The organism is Streptomyces iconiensis (genome assembly GCF_028657195.3).
GTDB classification, from domain to species: domain Bacteria; phylum Actinomycetota; class Actinomycetes; order Streptomycetales; family Streptomycetaceae; genus Streptomyces; species Streptomyces iconiensis.
This window is the reverse complement of record NZ_JANCPR020000041.1, coordinates 13003-32117: the sequence shown is the minus strand read 5'-3', so window position 1 is coordinate 32117 and position 19115 is coordinate 13003. Positions and strand designations below refer to the sequence as shown.

The 19115-nt window shown below is 71.7% G+C and carries 14 protein-coding genes; 10 read left to right on the top strand and 4 right to left on the bottom strand.

What is annotated here, in order from left to right; genetic code table 11:
• Positions 1 to 26: 26 nt before the first annotated feature.
• Positions 27 to 248, bottom strand: coding sequence for a hypothetical protein (locus tag NMN56_RS31945; protein ID WP_274041873.1), 222 nt, complete (start codon positions 246 to 248; stop codon positions 27 to 29).
• A gap of 83 nt (positions 249 to 331) precedes the next feature.
• Here NMN56_RS31945 and NMN56_RS31940 point away from each other — a divergent pair, with 83 nt between their 5' ends.
• From NMN56_RS31940 to aceE, 9 genes are all read left to right on the top strand, one after another.
• On the top strand, positions 332 to 1588 hold the full coding sequence (locus NMN56_RS31940) for a bifunctional adenosylcobinamide kinase/adenosylcobinamide-phosphate guanylyltransferase (RefSeq protein WP_274041874.1): 1257 nt from the start codon (positions 332 to 334) through the stop codon (positions 1586 to 1588).
• 33 nt (positions 1589 to 1621) lie between these two features.
• A complete protein-coding gene (locus NMN56_RS31935) occupies positions 1622 to 2743 on the top strand; it encodes a nicotinate-nucleotide--dimethylbenzimidazole phosphoribosyltransferase (RefSeq protein ID WP_274041875.1) in 1122 nt (373 codons plus the stop codon).
• An 80-nt stretch (positions 2744 to 2823) separates the two neighbouring features.
• Entirely contained in the window at positions 2824 to 4557 is a 1734-nt protein-coding gene (locus NMN56_RS31930; RefSeq protein WP_274041876.1) for a phosphatidylglycerol lysyltransferase domain-containing protein, read from the top strand.
• A gap of 136 nt (positions 4558 to 4693) precedes the next feature.
• The gene (locus NMN56_RS31925; RefSeq protein ID WP_274041877.1) at positions 4694 to 5557 is read left to right on the top strand and encodes an adenosylcobinamide-GDP ribazoletransferase; all 864 of its coding nucleotides are present in this window, start codon (positions 4694 to 4696) and stop codon (positions 5555 to 5557) included.
• Positions 5558 to 5804: 247 nt separating this feature from the next.
• Positions 5805 to 7385 carry a leucyl aminopeptidase gene (locus tag NMN56_RS31920; protein ID WP_274041878.1) on the top strand — a complete coding sequence of 527 codons (1581 nt, stop codon included), beginning with the start codon at positions 5805 to 5807 and terminating at the stop codon, positions 7383 to 7385.
• Between the two features lie 268 nt (positions 7386 to 7653).
• Positions 7654 to 9060 (top strand): dihydrolipoyl dehydrogenase, encoded by a 1407-nt coding sequence (gene lpdA, locus NMN56_RS31915; protein WP_274041879.1) that lies wholly within the window; start codon positions 7654 to 7656, stop codon positions 9058 to 9060.
• Between the two features lie 60 nt (positions 9061 to 9120).
• Positions 9121 to 10899, top strand: coding sequence for a 2-oxoglutarate dehydrogenase, E2 component, dihydrolipoamide succinyltransferase (gene sucB / locus NMN56_RS31910; protein ID WP_274041880.1), 1779 nt, complete (start codon positions 9121 to 9123; stop codon positions 10897 to 10899).
• A gap of 389 nt (positions 10900 to 11288) precedes the next feature.
• Complete coding sequence (locus tag NMN56_RS31905) at positions 11289 to 11915, top strand: GntR family transcriptional regulator (RefSeq protein WP_274041881.1); 627 nt, start codon at positions 11289 to 11291, stop codon at positions 11913 to 11915.
• Positions 11916 to 12353: 438 nt separating this feature from the next.
• Positions 12354 to 15050 (top strand): pyruvate dehydrogenase (acetyl-transferring), homodimeric type, encoded by a 2697-nt coding sequence (aceE, locus tag NMN56_RS31900; RefSeq protein WP_274041882.1) that lies wholly within the window; start codon positions 12354 to 12356, stop codon positions 15048 to 15050.
• Positions 15051 to 15250: 200 nt separating this feature from the next.
• On the opposite strand, the gene NMN56_RS31895 is transcribed toward aceE, so the two are convergent.
• Both NMN56_RS31895 and NMN56_RS31890 read right to left on the bottom strand, forming a co-directional pair.
• Complete coding sequence (locus tag NMN56_RS31895; RefSeq protein WP_274041883.1) at positions 15251 to 15355, bottom strand: methionine/alanine import family NSS transporter small subunit; 105 nt, start codon at positions 15353 to 15355, stop codon at positions 15251 to 15253.
• Entirely contained in the window at positions 15355 to 16887 is a 1533-nt protein-coding gene (locus NMN56_RS31890; RefSeq protein WP_274041884.1) for a sodium-dependent transporter, read from the bottom strand. Before NMN56_RS31890 ends, NMN56_RS31895 begins: the two co-directional genes overlap by 1 nt.
• 75 nt (positions 16888 to 16962) lie before the next feature.
• Here NMN56_RS31890 and NMN56_RS31885 point away from each other — a divergent pair, with 75 nt between their 5' ends.
• Positions 16963 to 18093, top strand: a complete 1131-nt coding sequence (locus NMN56_RS31885; protein WP_274041885.1) for a helix-turn-helix transcriptional regulator — start codon at positions 16963 to 16965, stop codon at positions 18091 to 18093.
• On the opposite strand, the gene NMN56_RS31880 is transcribed toward NMN56_RS31885, so the two are convergent.
• Positions 18084 to 19040, bottom strand: a complete 957-nt coding sequence (locus tag NMN56_RS31880) for an SDR family oxidoreductase (protein WP_274041886.1) — start codon at positions 19038 to 19040, stop codon at positions 18084 to 18086. The genes NMN56_RS31885 and NMN56_RS31880 overlap by 10 nt on opposite strands.
• Between the last annotated feature and the right edge of the window lie 75 nt (positions 19041 to 19115).

The following is a 19115-nucleotide window of genomic DNA, read 5'->3' as shown; positions in this document are numbered from 1 at the left end:
GGCCCGGGGGCCGGCGCCCCTGAAGCTCAGTCCTCCGGCGGGGTCTCGCTCGCGTGGAGACTCATGGGGCCGTAGATGACGGCGTCGTCCTCCAGAAGGGTCACCTGGTCGGCGCCGCCGTCGAGCAGCTCCTTCCAGACCTCGCCGATCCACGACTCGGCGTCCCCCTGGGTGGGGAACTCCTCCGGCTGGACGGCTGGTTCCGTCTCCGTGCCGTCGGCCTTCTCGAACCGCCACGTCCACGCCATCTGTGCCTCCCGAGATCGCCTGTTGCTGCCGGAAGCGTAGTCCCCTGTGCGCGGGGAGCGGCGGGTCACGAGACGATCGTCCTGTGGAACTCACTCTGCTCGGCACCGGCGAGCCCGCCGGCCTTCCCCGTCCCGACTGCCTCTGCGCGCGCTGCGCCGCCGCGACAGGTGACGAGGCACGGGCCGCGACAGCGCTGCTGATCGACGGCACGGTGCTGCTCGACCTGACCCCCGGGCCCGCGTTCGCCGCCGCGCGTGCGGGCCAGACCCTCAGCGGCGTACGGCAGGTGCTGCTCTCGCATCCGCACGACGGCCCGGCGCTGGAGGTGCCAGCGGGGCTGCCCGCTCCGGTGCGGGTGCCCGACCGGCAGGAGCTGGCCCTGATCAGCGGGCACCGGGTGCGGGCGCTGGCGCTGGACTCGCCGGGCACGGGGTATCTGGTGACGGGCCCTGACGGTGAGCGGCTGATGTATCTGCCGCCGGGTGCGGCGCCCGCCGGGATCGGCGAGGGGCCGTACGGGGAGCGCGGGGCCGACGGGGCCCAGGGGGACCGCGGCGAGCACAGTCCGTCGTGCGACATGGTGCTGCTCGACGTGCTCGGACGGCCCGACGCGCTGGCGCGGCTGCGTGCGGCCGGTGTCGTCGGCGCGACGACGGACGTACTGGCCGTGCACATCGGGCACTCGCACGCGTACGGTCCGCCGGGGCCCGAACTGCACCGCAGGCTCGCTTCGGCCGGTGCGCGTGCCGTGCCGGACGGGACGACGCTGAGGGTCGGCGAGTACCACTCCGTACCGGACATCCCGCGCAGGACGCTGGTGCTGGGAGGAGCGCGTTCGGGCAAGTCGGTCGAGGCGGAGCGGCGGCTCGCCCCGTTCCCCGGCGTGGTGTACGTGGCGACGAGCGGGAGCCGCGACGGCGACACCGAGTGGGGGGCACGGGTGGCCGAACACCGGGAACGGCGACCGGCTTCCTGGCGCACGGAGGAGACACGCGACCTCGTGCCGCTGCTGGCCGCCGAGGGGCCGCCACTGCTGATCGACTGCCTGTCGCTGTGGCTGACGCACGCCATGGACGAGGTGCAGGCGTGGGACGACAGCCTGTGGGCCGACCACGGTTCGGCCGCGCTGGCCGAGCGCGTCGCCGCGCTGGTCGGTGCCGTACGGGAGACGCGGCGGCATGTGGTGGCGGTGAGCAACGAGGTGGGCTCGGGCGTCGTGCCCGCCACCCCGGCGGGCCGGCGCTTCCGCGACGAACTCGGCCGTCTGAACGCCTCGTTCGCGGCCGAGTGCGAGCACGTGCTGCTCACCGTCGCGGGCGTACCCCGCCCACTGAGGTGAGGGCTCCGGCTCGGTCACGTACGCTTCGCCAGCATGAGCGAGCTTGATCTGGACCTGGATGACTTCTCCGATCTCATCGAGCGGCCCAGCGGGAGTCTGCGGCGCGAGGCCGAGGAGCGGCGGACTCTGACGGGGTTGCCCGCGCAGGCGCTGGGGCGCGTGGACGAGTTGGGGGAATGGCTCAGTTCGGCGCAGTCGCGGGTGCCGGTCGAGCCGGTGGCGAACCCGCGGCTGGTGGTCTTCGCCGGCGATCACGGTGTCGCCGGGCTCGATGTCTCGACCCGTCCTGCGGGCGGTGCGCTCACGCTCGTACGGGAAGCGCTGGACGGGGCCTCGCCCGCCGCTGTGCTCGCGCGCAGGTTCGAGGTACCCGTGCGGATCGTCGACATGTCGCTGGACTGCGATCCGGGTGAGCTGCCCGCCGAGGTGACGCGGCACCGGGTGCGGCGCTCGTCCGGCCGGCTGGACACCGAGGACACGCTGACGAAGGCCGAGGCCGTCGAGGCTTTCCGGGCCGGCATGGCCGTCGCGGACGAGGAGGCCGACGCGGGCACGGACCTCGTGGTGCTCGGCGATCTGAGCGTCGGCGGCACGACGGCGGCCGGCACCCTGATCGCCGCGCTGTGCGGCACCGACGCCTCGGTGGTCACCGGCAGGGGCGGCGGGCACATCGACGATCTCGCGTGGATGCGCAAGTGCGCGGCGATCCGGGACGGGCTGCGCCGCGCACGCCCTGTGCTGGGCGACCAGTTGGAGCTGCTGGCGACCGTGGGCGGGGCCGACCTGACCGCGATGACGGGCTTCTTGCTGCAGTCGGCCGTGCGGCACACCCCGGTGATCCTGGACGGTGTGGTGTCGGCGGCGTGCGCGCTGGTGGGACAGCGGGTGGCGTTCCGCGCCCCGGACTGGTGGCTCGCGGGGCACGCGACGAGCGAGCCGGCTCAGGCCAAGGCGCTGGACCGGATGGCGCTCGACCCGCTGATGGACCAGGGCATCGCGGTCGGCGGCGGTACGGGCGCGCTGCTGGCGCTGCCCCTCGTGCGCGCCGCTGCCGCACTGGCGGCCGAACTCCCCGTGCGGGAGCCGGAGTTGGCGAGTACGGAGCCGGACGGGGAAACGGAGGGCACGGCGCAGGGACTCGCGGACGCAACCTGAGGCGCCCGCTGAGCGTCCTGCCCTGCGGTGCTCGGACACCCGCTGTCTGATTCGCCGTACATGCCACATATGCTCACCATATGGGAGAGCATATGCCCGACTCGGCGCACCGCAGCCTCCGCAGTCACGCCGCGGCCTTCGCCGTCTGGTATCTGCGAGCGGCCACCGTCATCAACCTGCTCGGTGCCGTCTCGGTCTCCTTCGGGAGCGATCTGAAGCGGCACAACGCGGGCGACTTCTTCACCCCGCACCTCGTCGCAGCGGGCTTCACGGGCGCGCTGTTCGCCGCCGTGCTCGCGGTCACCATGCGGCGCCGCAAGCGCGCAGCGTGGATCCTCAACCTCTGCCTCGGCGTACTCGTCCTGCTGCTCTACTCCGCCGTGATGGCGGCCTTCCCCGAATTCCGCGCGCACGCCTTCAACTGGCTCTCCTACGCGCTCACCGCGCTGTTCGTCGCCGCGCTCCTGGCCGGGCGCCGCTCCTTCCACGCCAAGGGCGACCGCGCCAACCCCCGGCTGGCGCTGGCCGTCGCGCTCGCCGGGCTCGTCCTCGCGACCGCCGTCGCCACCCTCCTGGTCACCGTCACCAACCACTCCCCCGCCGAACACCGCTCCGACCTGGGCGGCCGGATGATGTACGCGGTGGCGCGGCTCGTCTTCATCGCCGGGACAGGGGACCGGGTCGAGGGCGTCGACATCCCCGACTGGGTCGGCGTCCTCATCAACGTGATGGCCGCGCTGCTGCTCCTGCTCGTCCTGCTGGCCGCCTTCCGCTCCCGGCGCGCGACCGAACCGATGGGCGCGCGGGACGAAGAACAGCTGCGCGCCCTGCTGGACCGGCACGGTGAGCGCGACTCGCTCGGCTACTTCGCCACGCGCCGCGACAAGAGCGTCATCTGGTCGCCCTCGGGCAAGGCCGCCGTGACCTACCGCGTCGCCGGCGGCGTCTCGCTCGCCTCGGCCGACCCGCTCGGCGACCCCGAGGCATGGCCGGGCGCCATCGACGCCTGGCTCACCGAGTGCGCCGACCACGCGTGGGTGCCCGCCGTCATCGGCGCGAGCGAGACGGCGGGCACCGTCTACACCCGGCACGGCCTGTCCGCGCTCGAACTCGGCGACGAAGCGGTCGTGGAGACGGCCGAGTTCACCCTGGAGGGCCGCGCCATGCGGAACGTACGGCAGGCGTACAACAGGGTGCTGCGCGCCGGCTACACCGCCAGGATCAGGCGGCACGCGGACATTCCGGCGGCCGAGATGACCGACCTGACGCGCCATGCCGACCAGTGGCGTGACAGCACGTCCGAGCGCGGCTTCTCCATGGCGCTCGGCCGCCTCGGCGACCCCTCCGACGGACAGTGCGTGATGGTGGAGTGCCGGGACTCCGAAGGCACCCTGCGCGCGCTGCTGTCGTTCGTGCCATGGGGCAGGCACGGGCTCTCGCTCGACCTGATGCGGCGGGACCGCGAGGCGGAGAACGGGCTGATGGAGTTCTGTGTGCTGGAGCTGATCCAGCGCGCGTGTGAGGTCGACACCACCCGTATCTCGCTGAACTTCGCGATGTTCCGCTCCGTCTTCGAACGCGGCGCGCGGCTGGGCGCCGGGCCCGTACTGCGGCTGTGGCGCTCGCTGCTCGCCTTCTTCTCGCGCTGGTGGCAGATCGAGTCCCTCTACCGCGCCAACGCCAAGTACCGGCCGGTGTGGGAGCCGCGCTTCGTCCTGTTCGCCAAGAGCAGCGAACTGCCCAGGATCGGCCTCGCCTGCGCACGGGCCGAGGGCTTCCTCGAACTTCCGGTCCCGTCCCGGTGGGGGCGCTGACCGTACCCGGGACTGCCCTGGTGGGAGGCGTCGGCCCGTACCCCGCTCGCGCTGTCCGTACCGGCCGCCGGCCTGCCGCTGGGGGGCGCCGTGGCCCTGGTGCTGTTCCTCTTCGCCGGGGGTAGCCTGCTCCGCCATGGACAGCTCCCCTCCCCCGCGGCAGCCGCCCCCGCCACCGGAGCCGCCCGCTGAGCCGCCCCAGGGGCCGCCACCTGGACCGGCCGCCGCCTCGTTCGCCGACGGGCTGCGGTTCGCCTTCGGCACGCTGACCGTGCTGCCCGTACGCGTGCCGCGCTGGGACCGCGAGGCGGCGCGGCTCGGCATGGTGTGCGCGCCCCTGGCCGGGCTGGTCGTGGGGCTCGCCGCCGCCGCGCTGGGCGCCGTACTGCTGCTGCTCGGCTCCGCACCGCTGCTCGCTGCCGTGGCGACCGTCGCCGCGCCGGCCGCGCTCACCAGAGGGCTGCACCTGGACGGGCTCGCCGATGTCGCCGACGGGCTCGGCAGCGGCAAGCCGGCCGAGGAGGCGCAGCGCATCATGAAGCGGTCCGACATCGGGCCCTTCGGCGTGGTGACGCTCGTCCTCCTGCTGCTCGGTCAGGTGGCGGCCGTCGCCGAACTGTACGCGCGGGGCTGGGCGTTCGGCGCCGTCGCGTTCGCGGTGTCCGCGCTGGTGGGGCGTACGGCGCTGACCCTCGCCTCCCGCTCGGGGGTACCGGCGGCGCGGCCCGAGGGGCTGGGGGCCGCCGTCGCGGAGACGGTTCCGGCACGCATGGCGTACGGCGTCGCCGGGTGCGCCGTCCTTCTCGCCGCGTGCGCCGGGCTGTTGGCCGGGTCGGCCGGGCTCGTCCTGTTCGCGGCCGGAGCCGCACTGGGGCTGTGCGCGGCCGAACTGCTGCTCGCGCACTGCTCGCGGCGGCTCGGCGGCGTGACGGGCGACGTGTTCGGCGCGCTCGCCGAGGTGGCGGCCACCTGCGCACTCGTCGTGCTGACCTTCTTCTGAGCCGGTCCAGCGCCGCCTGCCGCCTGCACGTACGCGCGGCGGCCCAACAGCCCTGCTAGTACGGTCGGTTCGCACCGCCGGGCACCAAGGCCCGGCACGCGCCGCCGCGGCGGGAAGAAGGGCGGGCGGCGGGGAGAAGACCGCCGGTCACCGGCGGTGAAGGAGACGGGCATACGATGCCCGAAGCGTCCAAAGCCGTAGGCGTACACCCGCGCGCGGCACATCAAGGAAGAAGGTTCCTCCCACCGTGTCTGCACTGACTCTCAGCACCTCGTCCGCGGCGACGCTGCGCGCGGACGCTGTCGTCGTCGGCGTCGCCAAGGGCCGACCCGCCGGCAAGGCCGCCGTCGTCGTCGCCTCCGGTGGCGAGGCCGTGGACAAGGCGTTCGGCGGAAAGCTCGCCGCGACGCTGGAGACGCTCGGCGCGAGCGGCGGCGAGGGGGAGATCACCAAGCTCCCGGCTCCCGCGACAGGCGTGAAGTCCCCCGTCGTCGTGGCCGTCGGGCTCGGCGAGGCCCCCGACAAGAAGGAGTCCTACGAGCCCGAGACGCTGCGCCGCGCCGCCGGCGCCGCGGCCCGCGCGCTGGCCGGTTCGAAGAAGGCCGCCTTCGCGCTGCCCGTCGAGGACGCCGACGCGGTCGCCGCCGTCTGCGAGGGCGCCCTGCTCGGCGCGTACTCCTTCACCGCGTTCCGGGGCACGAGCGACGAGGACGGCAAGAAGGGCGACGGCAACGCCGCCAAGGCTGCCAAGGCCACCAAGGACAGCAGCGCCCCGCTCGCCGAGATCGCCGTCGTCGGCGCCAAGCCGCGCGACAAGGCGCACAAGGCCGCGGCCGACCGCGCGCAGATCATCGCCGAAGAGGTGCACCGTGCCCGCGACCTCATCAACACCCCCGCCAACGCGCTGAACCCGAAGATCTTCGCCACCGAGGCCCGCACAGCGGCCAAGACGCACGGCCTCACCATCGAGGTGCTGGACGAGAAGGCGCTCGCCAAGGGCGGCTACGGCGGCATCATCGGCGTCGGCACCGGCTCGACGCAGCCGCCGCGCCTGGTCCGTATCGGCTACACCCACCCCAAGGCGAAGAAGTCCGTCGCGCTCGTCGGCAAGGGCATCACCTACGACTCCGGCGGCATCTCCCTCAAGCCCGCGGGCCACAACGAGACGATGAAGAGCGACATGAGCGGCGCAGCCGCCGTCTTCGGCGCCGTCGTCGCCGCCTCGCGCCTCGGCCTGAAGGCCAATGTCACCGGCTGGCTGGCGCTCGCCGAGAACATGCCGTCGGGCTCGGCCACCCGCCCCGGCGACGTGCTGACCATGTACAGCGGCAAGACCGTCGAGGTCCTCAACACCGACGCCGAAGGCCGCCTCGTGCTCGCGGACGCGCTCACCCGCGCCTGCGAGGAGGAGCCGGACGCGCTGGTGGACGTGGCCACCCTCACCGGCGCGATGGTGCTGGCGCTGGGCCACCGTACGTTCGGGATCATGGCGAACGACGACGCGTTCCGTACGTCGCTGCACGAGCTGGCCGAGGAGGCGGGCGAGGGCTCCTGGCCGATGCCGCTCCCCGACCACCTGCTCAAGGGGATGGACTCGACCGTCGCCGACATCGCCAATATGGGCGACCGGATGGGCGGCGGCCTGGTGGCGGGCCTGTTCCTGAAGGAGTTCGTCTCCAAGGGCACGACCTGGGCGCACCTGGACATCGCCGGCCCGGCGTTCAACGAGTCCGCGCCCTTCGGCTACACGCCCAAGGGCGGTACGGGCTCGGCCGTCCGCACGCTGGTCAGGCTCGTGGAGCGCACCGCTGCCGGGGACCTCGGCTGACGGAGCGCGCGCGCACGTACGCGCACCACTGATCACGGTTCGGCCCCGATCGCTCCTGGCGAACGGGGCCGTACTTTCGGTGGCGCCCTTTCAAGGTAGCGGGGGCCCGCGTCCCGGTTTCCGTCAACAAGTGCGAAGATGGATGACCGGCAGGACAGGGCCCCCTCGCGGCTCGGCAACAGCCGATCCGCAGACAACAGGGCCGAGCAAGCAAGAAAGCGGCCGAACCTAAGCCGCCCGGTCACACGAGACCGGTCCCGGCGTACCCATGCATGGAGGACGTGACGTGGCGAACGACGCCAGCACCGTTTTCGACCTAGTGATCCTCGGAGGCGGTAGCGGTGGTTATGCCGCCGCACTCCGTGCCGCTCAGCTCGGTCTGGATGTCGCCCTGATCGAGAAGGACAAGGTCGGTGGCACCTGCCTGCACAAGGGCTGCATCCCGACCAAAGCGCTGCTGCACGCGGGCGAGGTGGCCGACCAGTCCCGCGAGAGCGCCGAGTTCGGTGTCAAGACCTCCTTCGAGGGCATCGACATGGCGGGCGTGCACAAGTACAAGGACGGCGTGATCTCCGGGCTCTACAAGGGTCTCCAGGGTCTGATCGCCTCCCGCAAGGTCACCTACGTGGAGGGCAGCGGCTACCTCTCGTCGCCGACCTCCGTCGACGTGAACGGCCAGCGCTACGAAGGCCGCCACATCCTGCTCGCGACCGGCTCCGTGCCGAAGTCCCTGCCGGGTCTGACCATCGACCACGAGCGCATCATCAGCTCCGACGACGCGCTCGTGATGAACCGCGTGCCGAAGTCCGCGATCATCCTGGGCGGCGGCGTCATCGGCGTCGAGTTCGCCTCGGCGTGGAAGTCCTTCGGCACCGATGTCACCGTCGTCGAGGGCCTCAAGCACCTCGTCCCCGTCGAGGACGAGAACAGCTCCAAGCTCCTGGAGCGTGCCTTCCGCAAGCGCGGCATCAAGTTCAACCTCGGCACCTTCTTCGACAAGGCCGAGTACACAGCGGACGGCGTCAAGGTCACGCTGGCCGACGGCAAGGAGTTCGAGGCCGAGGTGCTGCTGGTCGCCATCGGCCGCGGCCCCGTCTCGCAGGGCCTGGGCTACGAGGAGGCCGGGGTCGCCATGGACCGCGGCTTCGTCCTGGCCGACGAGTACTGCCGTACGAACGTGCCGACCGTCTCCGCCGTGGGTGACCTCATCCCCACGCTCCAGCTCGCGCACGTCGGCTTCGCCGAGGGCATCCTCGTCGCCGAGCGGCTGGCAGGGCTCAACCCGGTGCCGATCGACTACGCCGGTGTGCCGCGCGTGACCTACTGCAACCCCGAGGTGGCCTCCGTCGGCCTCACCGAGGAGCAGGCCAAGGAGCGGTACGGCGCCGACACGGTCGTCACACTCAAGTACAACCTCGCGGGCAACGGCAGGAGCAAGATCCTCAGGACCACGGGCGAGGTCAAGCTCGTCCAGGTCAGGGACGGTGCCGTGGTCGGCGTCCACATGGTCGGTGACCGCATGGGTGAGCAGGTGGGCGAGGCCCAGCTGATCTACAACTGGGAGGCGCTGCCCGCCGAGGTGGCACAGCTCATTCACGCCCACCCGACGCAGACCGAGGCACTCGGCGAGGCGCACCTCGCGCTGGCCGGGAAGCCCCTGCACTCCCACGACTGATCGCCGAGTACCAGTCAGGGCGCGACCAATCCGCATATTTCGTAAGGAGCACCTGAAACCATGGCGGTTTCCGTAACCCTGCCGGCGCTCGGCGAGAGCGTGACCGAGGGCACCGTCACCCGCTGGCTCAAGGCCGAGGGTGAGCACATCGAGGCCGACGAGCCGCTGCTGGAGGTGTCCACCGACAAGGTCGACACCGAGATCCCCGCACCCGCCGCCGGCACCCTGGCCTCCATCAAGGTCGCCGAGGACGAGACGGTGGAGGTCGGCGCCGAGCTGGCCGTCATCGACGACGGCTCCGGCGCCCCCGCCGCTGCGGCGCCCGCAGCCGAGCCCGCGCCCGCCGCCGCACCCGCGCCTGAGCCGCAGGCCGCGCCCGCACAGCAGGCGCAGCCCGCACCGGCCCAGCAGCCCGCGCAGGCCCAGCCGGCGCCGGCCCCCGCACAGCCCGAGCCCGCAGCAGCGCCGGCGCCCGCCGCCGGTTCGGCCGAGGGCACCTCGGTGGTACTGCCCGCGCTCGGCGAGTCCGTCACCGAGGGCACCGTCACCCGCTGGCTGAAGCAGGTCGGCGACGAGGTGTCCGAGGACGAGCCGCTGCTGGAGGTGTCCACCGACAAGGTCGACACCGAGATCCCCGCACCGGCCGCCGGCACCCTGCTGGAGATCGTGGTCGGCGAGGACGAGACGGCCGAGGTCGGCGCGAAGCTCGCCGTCATCGGCGTCGCGGGCGCAGCCCCGCAGGCCCCCGCGGCACCGGCTCAGCCCGAGCCGGCCGCCGCGCAGCCCGCACCGGCAGCCCCGGCACAGCCCGCACCGGCCCAGCCCGCACCCGCGGCCCAGGCGCCCGCTGCTCCGGCTGCTCCCGCTGCTCCCGCTGCTCCCGCTGCCCAGGCTCCGGCCCAGGCGCCCGAGAGCGACGGCGCGTACGTCACCCCGCTGGTACGCAAGCTCGCCAACGAGCAGGGCGTGAACCTCGCGTCCGTCTCCGGCACCGGCGTCGGCGGCCGTATCCGCAAGCAGGACGTCATCGCCGCCGCCGAGGCAGCCAAGGCACAGGCTCCGGCCTCCGCGCCTGCCGCCTCCTCGGCACCGAAGTCGCCCACCCTCACGCCGTCGCCGCTGCGCGGTCAGACGGTCAAGATGCCGCGTATCCGCAAGGTCATCGCGGACAACATGATGAAGGCGCTGCACAGCCAGGCGCAGCTCTCCACGGTCGTCGAGGTCGACGTCACCCGCGTCATGAAGCTCAGGGCCCGCGCCAAGGAGTCCTTCGCCGCACGCGAGGGCGTCAAGCTCTCCCCGATGCCGTTCTTCGTCCAGGCCGCAGCCGAGGCGCTCAAGGCGCACCCCTCGGTCAACGCCCGGCTGAACGACGACGGCACCATCACGTACCACGACGTCGAGAACGTCGGTATCGCGGTGGACTCGGAGAAGGGCCTGATGGTCCCGGTCATCAAGGAGGCCGGGAACCTCAACCTCGCGGGCATCGCCCGCAAGACCTCCGAGCTGGCCAAGAAGGTCCGCGAGGGCGGCCTGGGCCCGGACGACATGTCCGGCGGCACCTTCACCATCAGCAACACCGGGTCGAGGGGCGCGCTCTTCGACACGATCATCGTCAACTACCCGCAGGTGGCCGAGCTGGGCATCGGTGCGACGGTCCGTCGCCCGATGGTCATCAACCACCCCGACCTGGGTGAGACCATCGCGATCCGCGACATGGTCTACCTGACGCTGTCCTACGACCACCAGCTCGTGGACGGCGCCGACGCGGCGCGCTACCTGAACGACGTCAAGGCACGCCTCGAAGCAGGCGAGTTCGAGGGCGAACTGGGGCTCTAAGCCCCCTCATGTCCGCCTGAGAGCGAACCCTGAGAACGACCACGGTGCCCCGCCCGGCCTCCCGCCGGGCGGGGCACCGGTGCGTGTGGCCTTCCCGCCGGCGGGGCACCGTCTCGTGCGGGGCCGGGAGGCGCGTGTGGGCGGCGGCTTCAGGTCGTCCGCAGCTCTCGCAGGAGGCGGCCGGCCGACGGGGACCTGCGGTGACGTTCCAGGTGGGCCGCGCAGGTAAACACCCCCCGGGCCGTCACCGTCACCGCCACCGGCGCCGGTGACGAGCGTGGGGGCAGCGTGGTTGCGGTGACAGATCCCTCACCGTCCGGAGTGGCACTGGGTGCCGGGGTAGGTCGTATCGTCTAGGAGCCCCACCTTCTCCGCTGAGGAGCACCCTCATGACTCCGCCCGTCGTCCAGTCTCTGCGCGAGCAGATCCGCGAGCACATCGTGGAGGGGATCGTCAGCGGGCGCTGGAAGCCGGGGGAACGGATCGTGGAGCGGCGGATCGCGGTGGAGCTGGAGGTCAGCCAGACGCCGGTGCGGGAGGCGCTGCGGGAGCTGGAGGCGCTGCGGTTGATCGACTCGGCGCAGAACAAGGGCGTGCGGGTACGGGAGTTGTCGGCCGCCGACCTGGACGAGATCTATCCCGTACGGGCGGGACTGGAGCAGATCGCCGTCGAGTTGGCGTGCCCCCGACTGGCGGGCGACGTCTCGGCGCTGCGCCCGCACGTGGAGGCGCTGTACGAGGCCGACCGGCTCGGGGACGGCGAGGCGCAGGTGCGGCACACGGTGGCCTTCCACCGTGAGCTGGTGCGCGCCTCGGGCAACAGCGTGCTGCTGCACACGTGGGAAGGGCTCGGGATCGAGGTGTGGACCGCGCTGTCGATCCGCTGGCTGGGCACGGTCCAGCAGTCGTACGCGGAGGAGCACGAGGCGGTGCTCGACGCGATCGAGCGCCGTGATCCGGATATAGCTTCGCTGGTCAAGTCGCACGTGCTGGGGTGCGCCCCCGCACCACGCTAAGGTTCGCGACCGCGGGAGGGCGCCTGGCTTCCTGCCCTGCCTCCCTGCTCCCTCCTCCCTCCTGCTTCCTCCTCCCTCCCCGTGCGGGCCCCTCGTGCGGGCCCCCCACGCCGGCCCCCCGCCGGGGCCCGGCCCCGTCGCATGACAGGGCCGCTCCTGCCGCCCGACGGGGCCCGCCCTTACCGCGTGATGAGGCCCGCCCGCGGCCCGCCCGCCCCCCAGGACGACCCCGCGCCGGGGTGGCACAGAGTGCCCGATTTCGGGGCACGGAATGCCAATTTCGGTGGGCGGGTCTTTTTTACCCGGGAACCCTTTGATCGATCATCGATCAGAGGCGTAAGGTCTCGTCGTTGGGAGCCCCCTGTCCTGCCCCGTCAGGGTCCCCAACCCCCTGGCTTCACCCCGCGCAACCCCCCGCCCGTCCGGAAGGTGGCAACCATGCCCGATCCCGTACGCCCGCCGCATCCGAGCGAGCTCGACCAGCTCCCGGACCGTGACCCGCAGGAGACAACCGAGTGGCGCGAGTCGCTCGACGCCGTCTCCTCTCACGCGGGCGGCGACCGTGCCGCATACCTGGTGCGCCGCACCGTGGAGCACGCCCAGCACAGTGGGCTGACCGTGCCCGACCTGCTGGAGACGGACTACGTCAACTCCATCCCCACCGCCGCCGAGCCGGAGTTCCCCGGTGACGAGGCCATGGAGTCCCGCATCACCGCGTGGAACCGGTGGAACGCCGCCGCCATGGTCACCCGTGGCAGCCGCTACGGCCTCGGTGGTCACATAGCGACGTTCGCGTCCGCCGCGTGGCTCTACGAGACCGGCTTCGAGCACTTCTTCAGGGGGAAGGAGAGTGCGGACGGAGGCTCGGGCGACCAGCTCTACATCCAGGGCCACGCCTCCCCCGGCATCTACGCCCGCGCCTTCCTCGACGGGCGGCTCAGCGAGGACCAGCTCGACCGCTTCCGCCAGGAGGCGAGCGGTGACGGACTGCCCTCCTACCCGCACCCGCGCCGCCTCCCCTGGCTGTGGGAGTTCCCGACGGTGTCGATGGGCCTGGGCCCGATCTCCGCGATCTACCAGGCGCGGTTCAACCGCTACCTGACGGGCCGCGGCATCAAGGACACCGCGAACTCGCACGTGTGGGCGTTCCTCGGTGACGGCGAGATGGACGAGCCCGAGTCGACCGCCGCCCTCGCCCTCGCCGGGCGCGAGCAGCTCGACAACCTCACCTTCGTCGTCAACTGCAACCTGCAGCGCCTCGACGGTCCGGTCCGCGCGAACTTCAAGATCGTGCAGGAGCTGGAGGCGCAGTTCCGCGCCGCCGGCTGGAACGTGATCAAGTCGCTGTGGGGCTCGGCGTGGGACGAGGTCTTCGCGCTCGACACCACGGGTGCGCTGGTCCAGCGCCTGCGCGAGGTGCCGGACGCACAGTTCCAGACGTACGCGACGCGCGACGCCGCCTACATCCGCGAGCACTTCTTCGGCGCCTCGCCCGCGCTCACCGAGCTGGGCAGGCTGCTGACGGACGGCAAGATCGCCGAGCTGTTCCAGACCTCGCGCGCGGGACACGAGCCCCGCAAGGTCTACGCGGCCTACAAGGCGGCCGTCGAGCACAAGGGCGCACCGACCGTGATCCTGGCCCAGACCGTCAAGGGCTGGACACTCGGCAAGGGCTTCGAGTCGCGCAACGCGAACCACCAGATGAAGAAGCTCACCGGCAACGAGTTCCGCACGATGCGGGACCTGCTGGAGCTTCCCATTCCGGACAGCAAGCTGGACGGGGACCTGGTCCCCTACGTCCACCCCGGCGCCGACTCGCCCGAGGTGCGCTACCTCCAGGAGCGCCGCGCGGCGCTCGGCGGTCCCGCACCGGCACGCAAGGTGCACCCGGTCGGGCTCCCCACGCCCGCCGACAAACCGTTCGACGCGCTGAAGAAGGGCTCGGGCTCGCAGAAGATCGCCACCACGATGGCGCTCGTCCGGCTGGTCAAGGACCTGATGCGGGACAAGGAGACCGGCAAGCGCTGGGTCCCCATCGTTCCGGACGAGGCTCGTACGTTCGGTATGGAGTCGCTCTTCCCGTCCGCCGGGATCTACTCCCCGCGCGGCCAGAACTACGACCCGGTCGACCGCGATCAGCTTCTGTACTACAAGGAAGCAGCCGACGGCCAGATCCTCAACGAGGGGATCACCGAGGCGGGTTCGCTGGCCGACTTCACCGCCGCGGCGACGTCGTACGCGACGCACGGCGAGCCGATGATCCCGTTCTACATCTTCTACTCGATGTTCGGGTTCCAGCGCACGGGCGACCAGTTCTGGGCGCTCGGTGACCAGCTCGGCCGCGGCTTCGTGATCGGCGCCACCGCGGGCCGTACGACGATGACGGGTGAGGGCCTCCAGCACGCCGACGGCCACTCGCACCTGCTGGCCTCCAGCAACCCGGCCGCCGTCGCCTACGACCCGGCGTTCGCCTACGAGGTCGGGGTCATCGTCAAGGACGGCCTGCGCCGGATGTACGGTCCGGAGGCCGACCAGCACGAGGACATCTTCTACTACCTCACGGTCTACAACGAGACCAAGGTGCAGCCGCCGATGCCCGAGGGCGACGGTGTCGAGGAGGGCATCCTCAAGGGCCTGTACCGCTTCCGCGAGGCCGAGGCCCCCGCCTCGGACGCGCCCCGTATCCAGCTGCTGGCCTCGGGCACCGCGATCCACTGGATCCTGGAGGCGCAGCGGATGCTCGCCGAGGAGTGGGGGGTCGCCGCCGACGTGTGGTCGGCGCCTTCCTGGACGGAGCTGCGCCGCGAGGCGATGGACTGCGACGCCGCCGCGCTGCGCGGTGAGCCGCGCGTGCCGTACGTGACGCGTGCGCTGGACGGCGCACCCGGTCCCGTTCTGGCCGTCAGCGACTGGATGCGGGCCGTGCCCGACCAGATCAGCCAGTGGGTCGAGCAGGACTGGTCCTCGCTCGGCACGGACGGCTTCGGCCTCTCCGACACCCGCGAGGCCGCCCGCAGGCACTTCGGGGTCGACGCGCAGTCGGTCGTCGTCGCCGCGCTCGCACAGCTCGCCCGCCGCGGCGAGGTCAAGCCCGACGCCGTGCGCCGGGCCGCGGAGAGCTACGGGCTCAACTGAGCCCCGGCTGAACGACGTACGGTGCCGGACCGCCCCAGCAGGGTGGTCCGGCACCGTTGTTGTGTGCGAGGCGAAGGGAGGCGGCACTTGGGACGTTCCCCCGGCTTACGGCTGGGCAAGGGGCGGCTGCCCCTTGCCCGCGCTGCGCGGTCCGCGGGTCCGTCGTGGCCGTTCGCGGGTTCCCCGCGCCCTTTGGGGCGCTACTCCGGGTCGGGGTGCTTGCGCAGCCGCAGGATCGCGAGTCCCAGGCCGCCCCACACGATGAGGATGGCCGCGATCATCATCACGATGGCTCCGGTGGACATCAGCTCACCTCCTCCTTCCCGGCTTCGGGCTCGGCGTCGATGTCCGACTTGGGCGGGCTCTTCCACGGCACGAGGGAGATGAGTACGCCCACGAGGAGGGCGCCGCCCGCGACGCCCCAGCCCGCGACGCCGAGGAACCCGGAGGAGAACCCGCCGTAGTTCTCGTCCAGCTCCGTGCGCAGGCTGTCGATCATCATCCAGCCGAGCACCACGGGGGTGATGACGGCGAGGCAGACGCGCCACCACGTGCCCAGCTTGACCGCCGAGGTCTCGTCGGCGTGCGCCTGGAGTGGCCGCAGCCTGCGCAGGAACCAGCCGAAGACGACGAGGAAGACGAGGGCGGCCAGCGCGATGCCGTACTGGTTGATGAAGTGGTCGACCGAGTCGAGGATCGAGAGGCCCGCGTCCGTGGGGTAGAAGACGAGCGAGACCACGGCGGTCAGGCCGCCGACGACGCCGACGGCGGGCAGCCGCTTCATGCCGGTGCGGTCCTGCACGGACGAGATGACGACCTGGACGATGCTGACCAGCGAGGTGATGCCGGCGATCGCCAGCGACAGGAAGAACAGGATGCCGAAGAGCGCGCCCATCGGCATCTGCGAGATGACGGCGGGGAACGCGATGAACGCGAGACCGACACCGTCCTGGACGACCTTGTCGACGGCCACGCCGTTCGCCTGCGCCATGAAGCCGAGGGTGGCGAAGACGCCGATGCCCGCGAGGATCTCGAACGAGCTGTTGGCGAAGCCCGCGACCAGGGCCGAACCGGTCAGGTCGGAGCGTCGGCGCAGGTAGGAGGCGTAGGTGACCATGATGCCGAAGCCGATGGACAGCGAGAAGAAGATCTGTCCGTAGGCGGCCACCCACACGCTGCCGCTGGTGAGCGCGCCCCAGTCGGGCGAGAAGAGCGCGTCCAGGCCCTTGGCCGCGCCGTCGAGCGTGACGGCGCGGATCACGAGGACCACGAAGAACAGGACGAGCGCCGGGATGAAGATCTTGTTGGCGCGCTCGATGCCGCGGCGTACGCCGAGGGCGAGGATGGCGAGCACCACGACCCAGACCAACAGCAGCGGCCAGAAGACGCCGCCCACCCAGGTGGTGGGCATACCGGGCTCGGCTGCCGAGTGGAGGAAGTCGCCCGAGAAGAACTTCTCCGGGTCCTTGCCCCAGTCCTTGCCGAAGGAGAAGCCCGCGTAGCGGACGGCCCAGGCGACGATCACGGCGTAGTAGGAGGCGATGACGAAACAGATCGCCACCTGCCACCAGCCGATGACCTGAGCGGGACGGGACATCTGACGGAAGGCCGCAGGGGGTGATTTGCGGAACTTCCGGCCGATTGTGTACTCCAGGATGAGGAGCGGGAGTCCGGCGGTGAGAAGTGCGACGAGATACGGCAGGAGGAAGGCTCCTCCGCCGTTCTTGTACGCCTCCGCGGGGAATCGCCAGATATTGCCCAGCCCGATGGCTGAGCCGATCGCGGCCATCAAAAAGCCGGCTCGCGAACCCCACTGTTCACGAGATTGCTGAGACATAAGCAGGTCCTTGTTCGCTGTATAACTTACGAAACGTTAACAGCGGCTCAGGACCGGGACGGGAGAATGCCCAGCATGCGAGCATCCCGCCTGATCAAGATGGTGCTGCTGCTCCAGGCACGCCGCGAGATGACAGGGGCCGAACTGGCGGCGGAACTGGAGGTTTCGGAGCGCACCGTGGCCCGCGACGTGCTGGCGCTGTCCGAGGCGGGCGTCCCCGTCTACGCCGACAGGGGCCGCGCCGGCGGGTACCGGCTCGTCGGCGGCTACCGCACCCGGCTCACCGGTATGGGCCGCAGCGAGGCCGAGGCGCTGTTCCTGTCCGGGGTCCCCTCGGCGCTGCGGGACATGGGCCTGGACGATGTGGCCTCGGCGGCGAAACTCAAGGTCTCGGCCGCGCTGGACCCCTCGTTGCGCGGCGTGCAGGACAGCGCGGCGCAGCGCTTCCACCTGGACGCACCTGGCTGGTGGCAGGCGCCCAAGACGCCCGCGCTGCTGCCGGCGCTCGCGGACGCGGTCTGGACGGACCGCGTGGCCGAGGTGCGCTACCTGCGCCGGGAGACAGAGGTCGAACGGGAGTTGGAGCCGCACGGCCTCGTACTGAAGGCCGGCCAGTGGTACCTGGCGGCCCGCGTGCGCAGGCCCGACGAGGCGGGGGGCCGCCGGGGTGAGGACGGCCCGCACGATCCCCGTGCCGCCCCCTCTCGTGAGCCTGTGGGACCGGAAGCCCAGCCGCGCGCATGGCGTGTCTACCGGGTCGACCGGTTCACAGAAGTGACCGTTCGCGATCAACACTTCGCGCGGCAAGAGGACTTCGACCTCTCCGCGTTCTGGGCAGAGCGCGCAGCCGCGTTCGCGCGGGCCCTCCTGCGCACCGAGGTGACCCTGCGTCTGACCGCCGCGGGAACCAGGCAGCTGCGGTACGCGACCGACCGTACGGCCGCCGAGGAAGCGCTCGCGCGCGGCACGGCCGACAGCGAGGGGCTGACGACCGTGGCGCTGCGCGTCGAGAACGAAGAGGTCGCCTTCAGCCAGCTCCTCGCCCTGGGCCCGGAGTGCGAGGTACTGGCGCCGCCCCCGCTGCGCGCCCGGTTCGCGGAGGCGGCACAGCGGTCGGCGGCGCTGTACGGGAACACAGTCGGGGCCAGAGACGGGAACGGGGACGTGGCCGGGGACGGCGGGGCCGCCCGGGACGGTCAGCGGTAGCCGGTCACGTCGGCCGGCTTGCCGGCGAACTGGACCTCCGTGAGGTACCGCCAGGCGTCCGGCTGCGAGCCGTCCGCGTCGGTGAACCCGTACTCCTGGGCGAGGCCGCCGCTGGAGAGCGACTTCCCGTTCCAGCGGGCGACATCGGCGTCCCCCGCGAGCGCGGCCACGGCGCGGCCGATGAGGACGGGCGTCTCGGAGATCGCGAAGTGCGGCTCCTTGGCGCAGCCGTCGCGCCAGTTCTCCTCGGTGACCCCGAAGTGGGTGAGCATCGCCTCGGAGCGCAGCCACCCTGGTGTCAGGCAGAGCGCGGTGGTGCCGTACTCCCGCGTCTCCTCGGCCAGCGCACGGGCGATCCGCAGCGGTGCCGCCTTGGCCAGGTCGTAGAACACGGGCTCGCGGTAGCGCTCGTTGAACTCCGCCGTGCCGTCCGTGACCTCGATGAACAGCCCCCCAGGGCCCCTGTTGAGCAGTGGCAGGGTGTATGTGGCGGTGATCAGGTGCCCATCGAGCCCCAGCCGCAGGATGCGCAGCCCGTCCTCCAGATCGTGTTCCCAGAGCTTCTTGCCGAAGCCGACGAGATGGTCCCCGCCCCACAGGTCGTTGACCACGACGTCGAGCCGGCCCTGCTCCTCGTCGATGCGCGCGACCAGATCGCGTACCTGCCCGGGAACGAGGTGGTCGACCACGGCGGCGACGCCCGTACCGCCGCTCTCCTTGCCCGCCTCCGTGACCAGCTCGGCGGTCTCCTCGATGGTCTCGGTCGCCCGTCCGACCTCGCTCACCTTCTCGCGGGTGGTACGCCCTGTCCCGTAGACGGTGGCTCCCGCGCGGCCCAACTCCACGGCCATCGCGCGCCCTGCCCCCCTCGTCGCGCCCGCGACCAGCGCGACCTTTCCACTGAGCGGCCCCCGTGCGTTCCCGCCGAGCGCTTCCTGTACGTTCACCCGTGGTGCTCCTCACCAGTTGGCGTCGTTCCGACTCCGCACACGCTGGCAGGAATACCAGTCAGCCTCTGTCGG

Bases quoted from the DNA above. Each gene is read 5' to 3' on its own strand.
- NMN56_RS31885 (WP_274041885.1), top strand. From the start codon at position 16,963: ATGCGAGCATCCCGCCTGATCAAGATGGTGCTGCTGCTCCAGGCACGC.
- NMN56_RS31890 (WP_274041884.1), bottom strand. From the start codon at position 16,887: ATGTCTCAGCAATCTCGTGAACAGTGGGGTTCGCGAGCCGGCTTTTTG.
- NMN56_RS31945 (WP_274041873.1), bottom strand. From the start codon at position 248: ATGGCGTGGACGTGGCGGTTCGAGAAGGCCGACGGCACGGAGACGGAA.
- NMN56_RS31905 (WP_274041881.1), top strand. From the start codon at position 11,289: ATGACTCCGCCCGTCGTCCAGTCTCTGCGCGAGCAGATCCGCGAGCAC.
- NMN56_RS31935 (WP_274041875.1), top strand. From the start codon at position 1,622: ATGAGCGAGCTTGATCTGGACCTGGATGACTTCTCCGATCTCATCGAG.
- NMN56_RS31895 (WP_274041883.1), bottom strand. From the start codon at position 15,355: ATGTCCACCGGAGCCATCGTGATGATGATCGCGGCCATCCTCATCGTG.
- sucB (WP_274041880.1), top strand. From the start codon at position 9,121: ATGGCGGTTTCCGTAACCCTGCCGGCGCTCGGCGAGAGCGTGACCGAG.
- lpdA (WP_274041879.1), top strand. From the start codon at position 7,654: ATGCATGGAGGACGTGACGTGGCGAACGACGCCAGCACCGTTTTCGAC.
- NMN56_RS31925 (WP_274041877.1), top strand. From the start codon at position 4,694: ATGGACAGCTCCCCTCCCCCGCGGCAGCCGCCCCCGCCACCGGAGCCG.
- aceE (WP_274041882.1), top strand. From the start codon at position 12,354: ATGCCCGATCCCGTACGCCCGCCGCATCCGAGCGAGCTCGACCAGCTC.
- NMN56_RS31930 (WP_274041876.1), top strand. From the start codon at position 2,824: ATGGGAGAGCATATGCCCGACTCGGCGCACCGCAGCCTCCGCAGTCAC.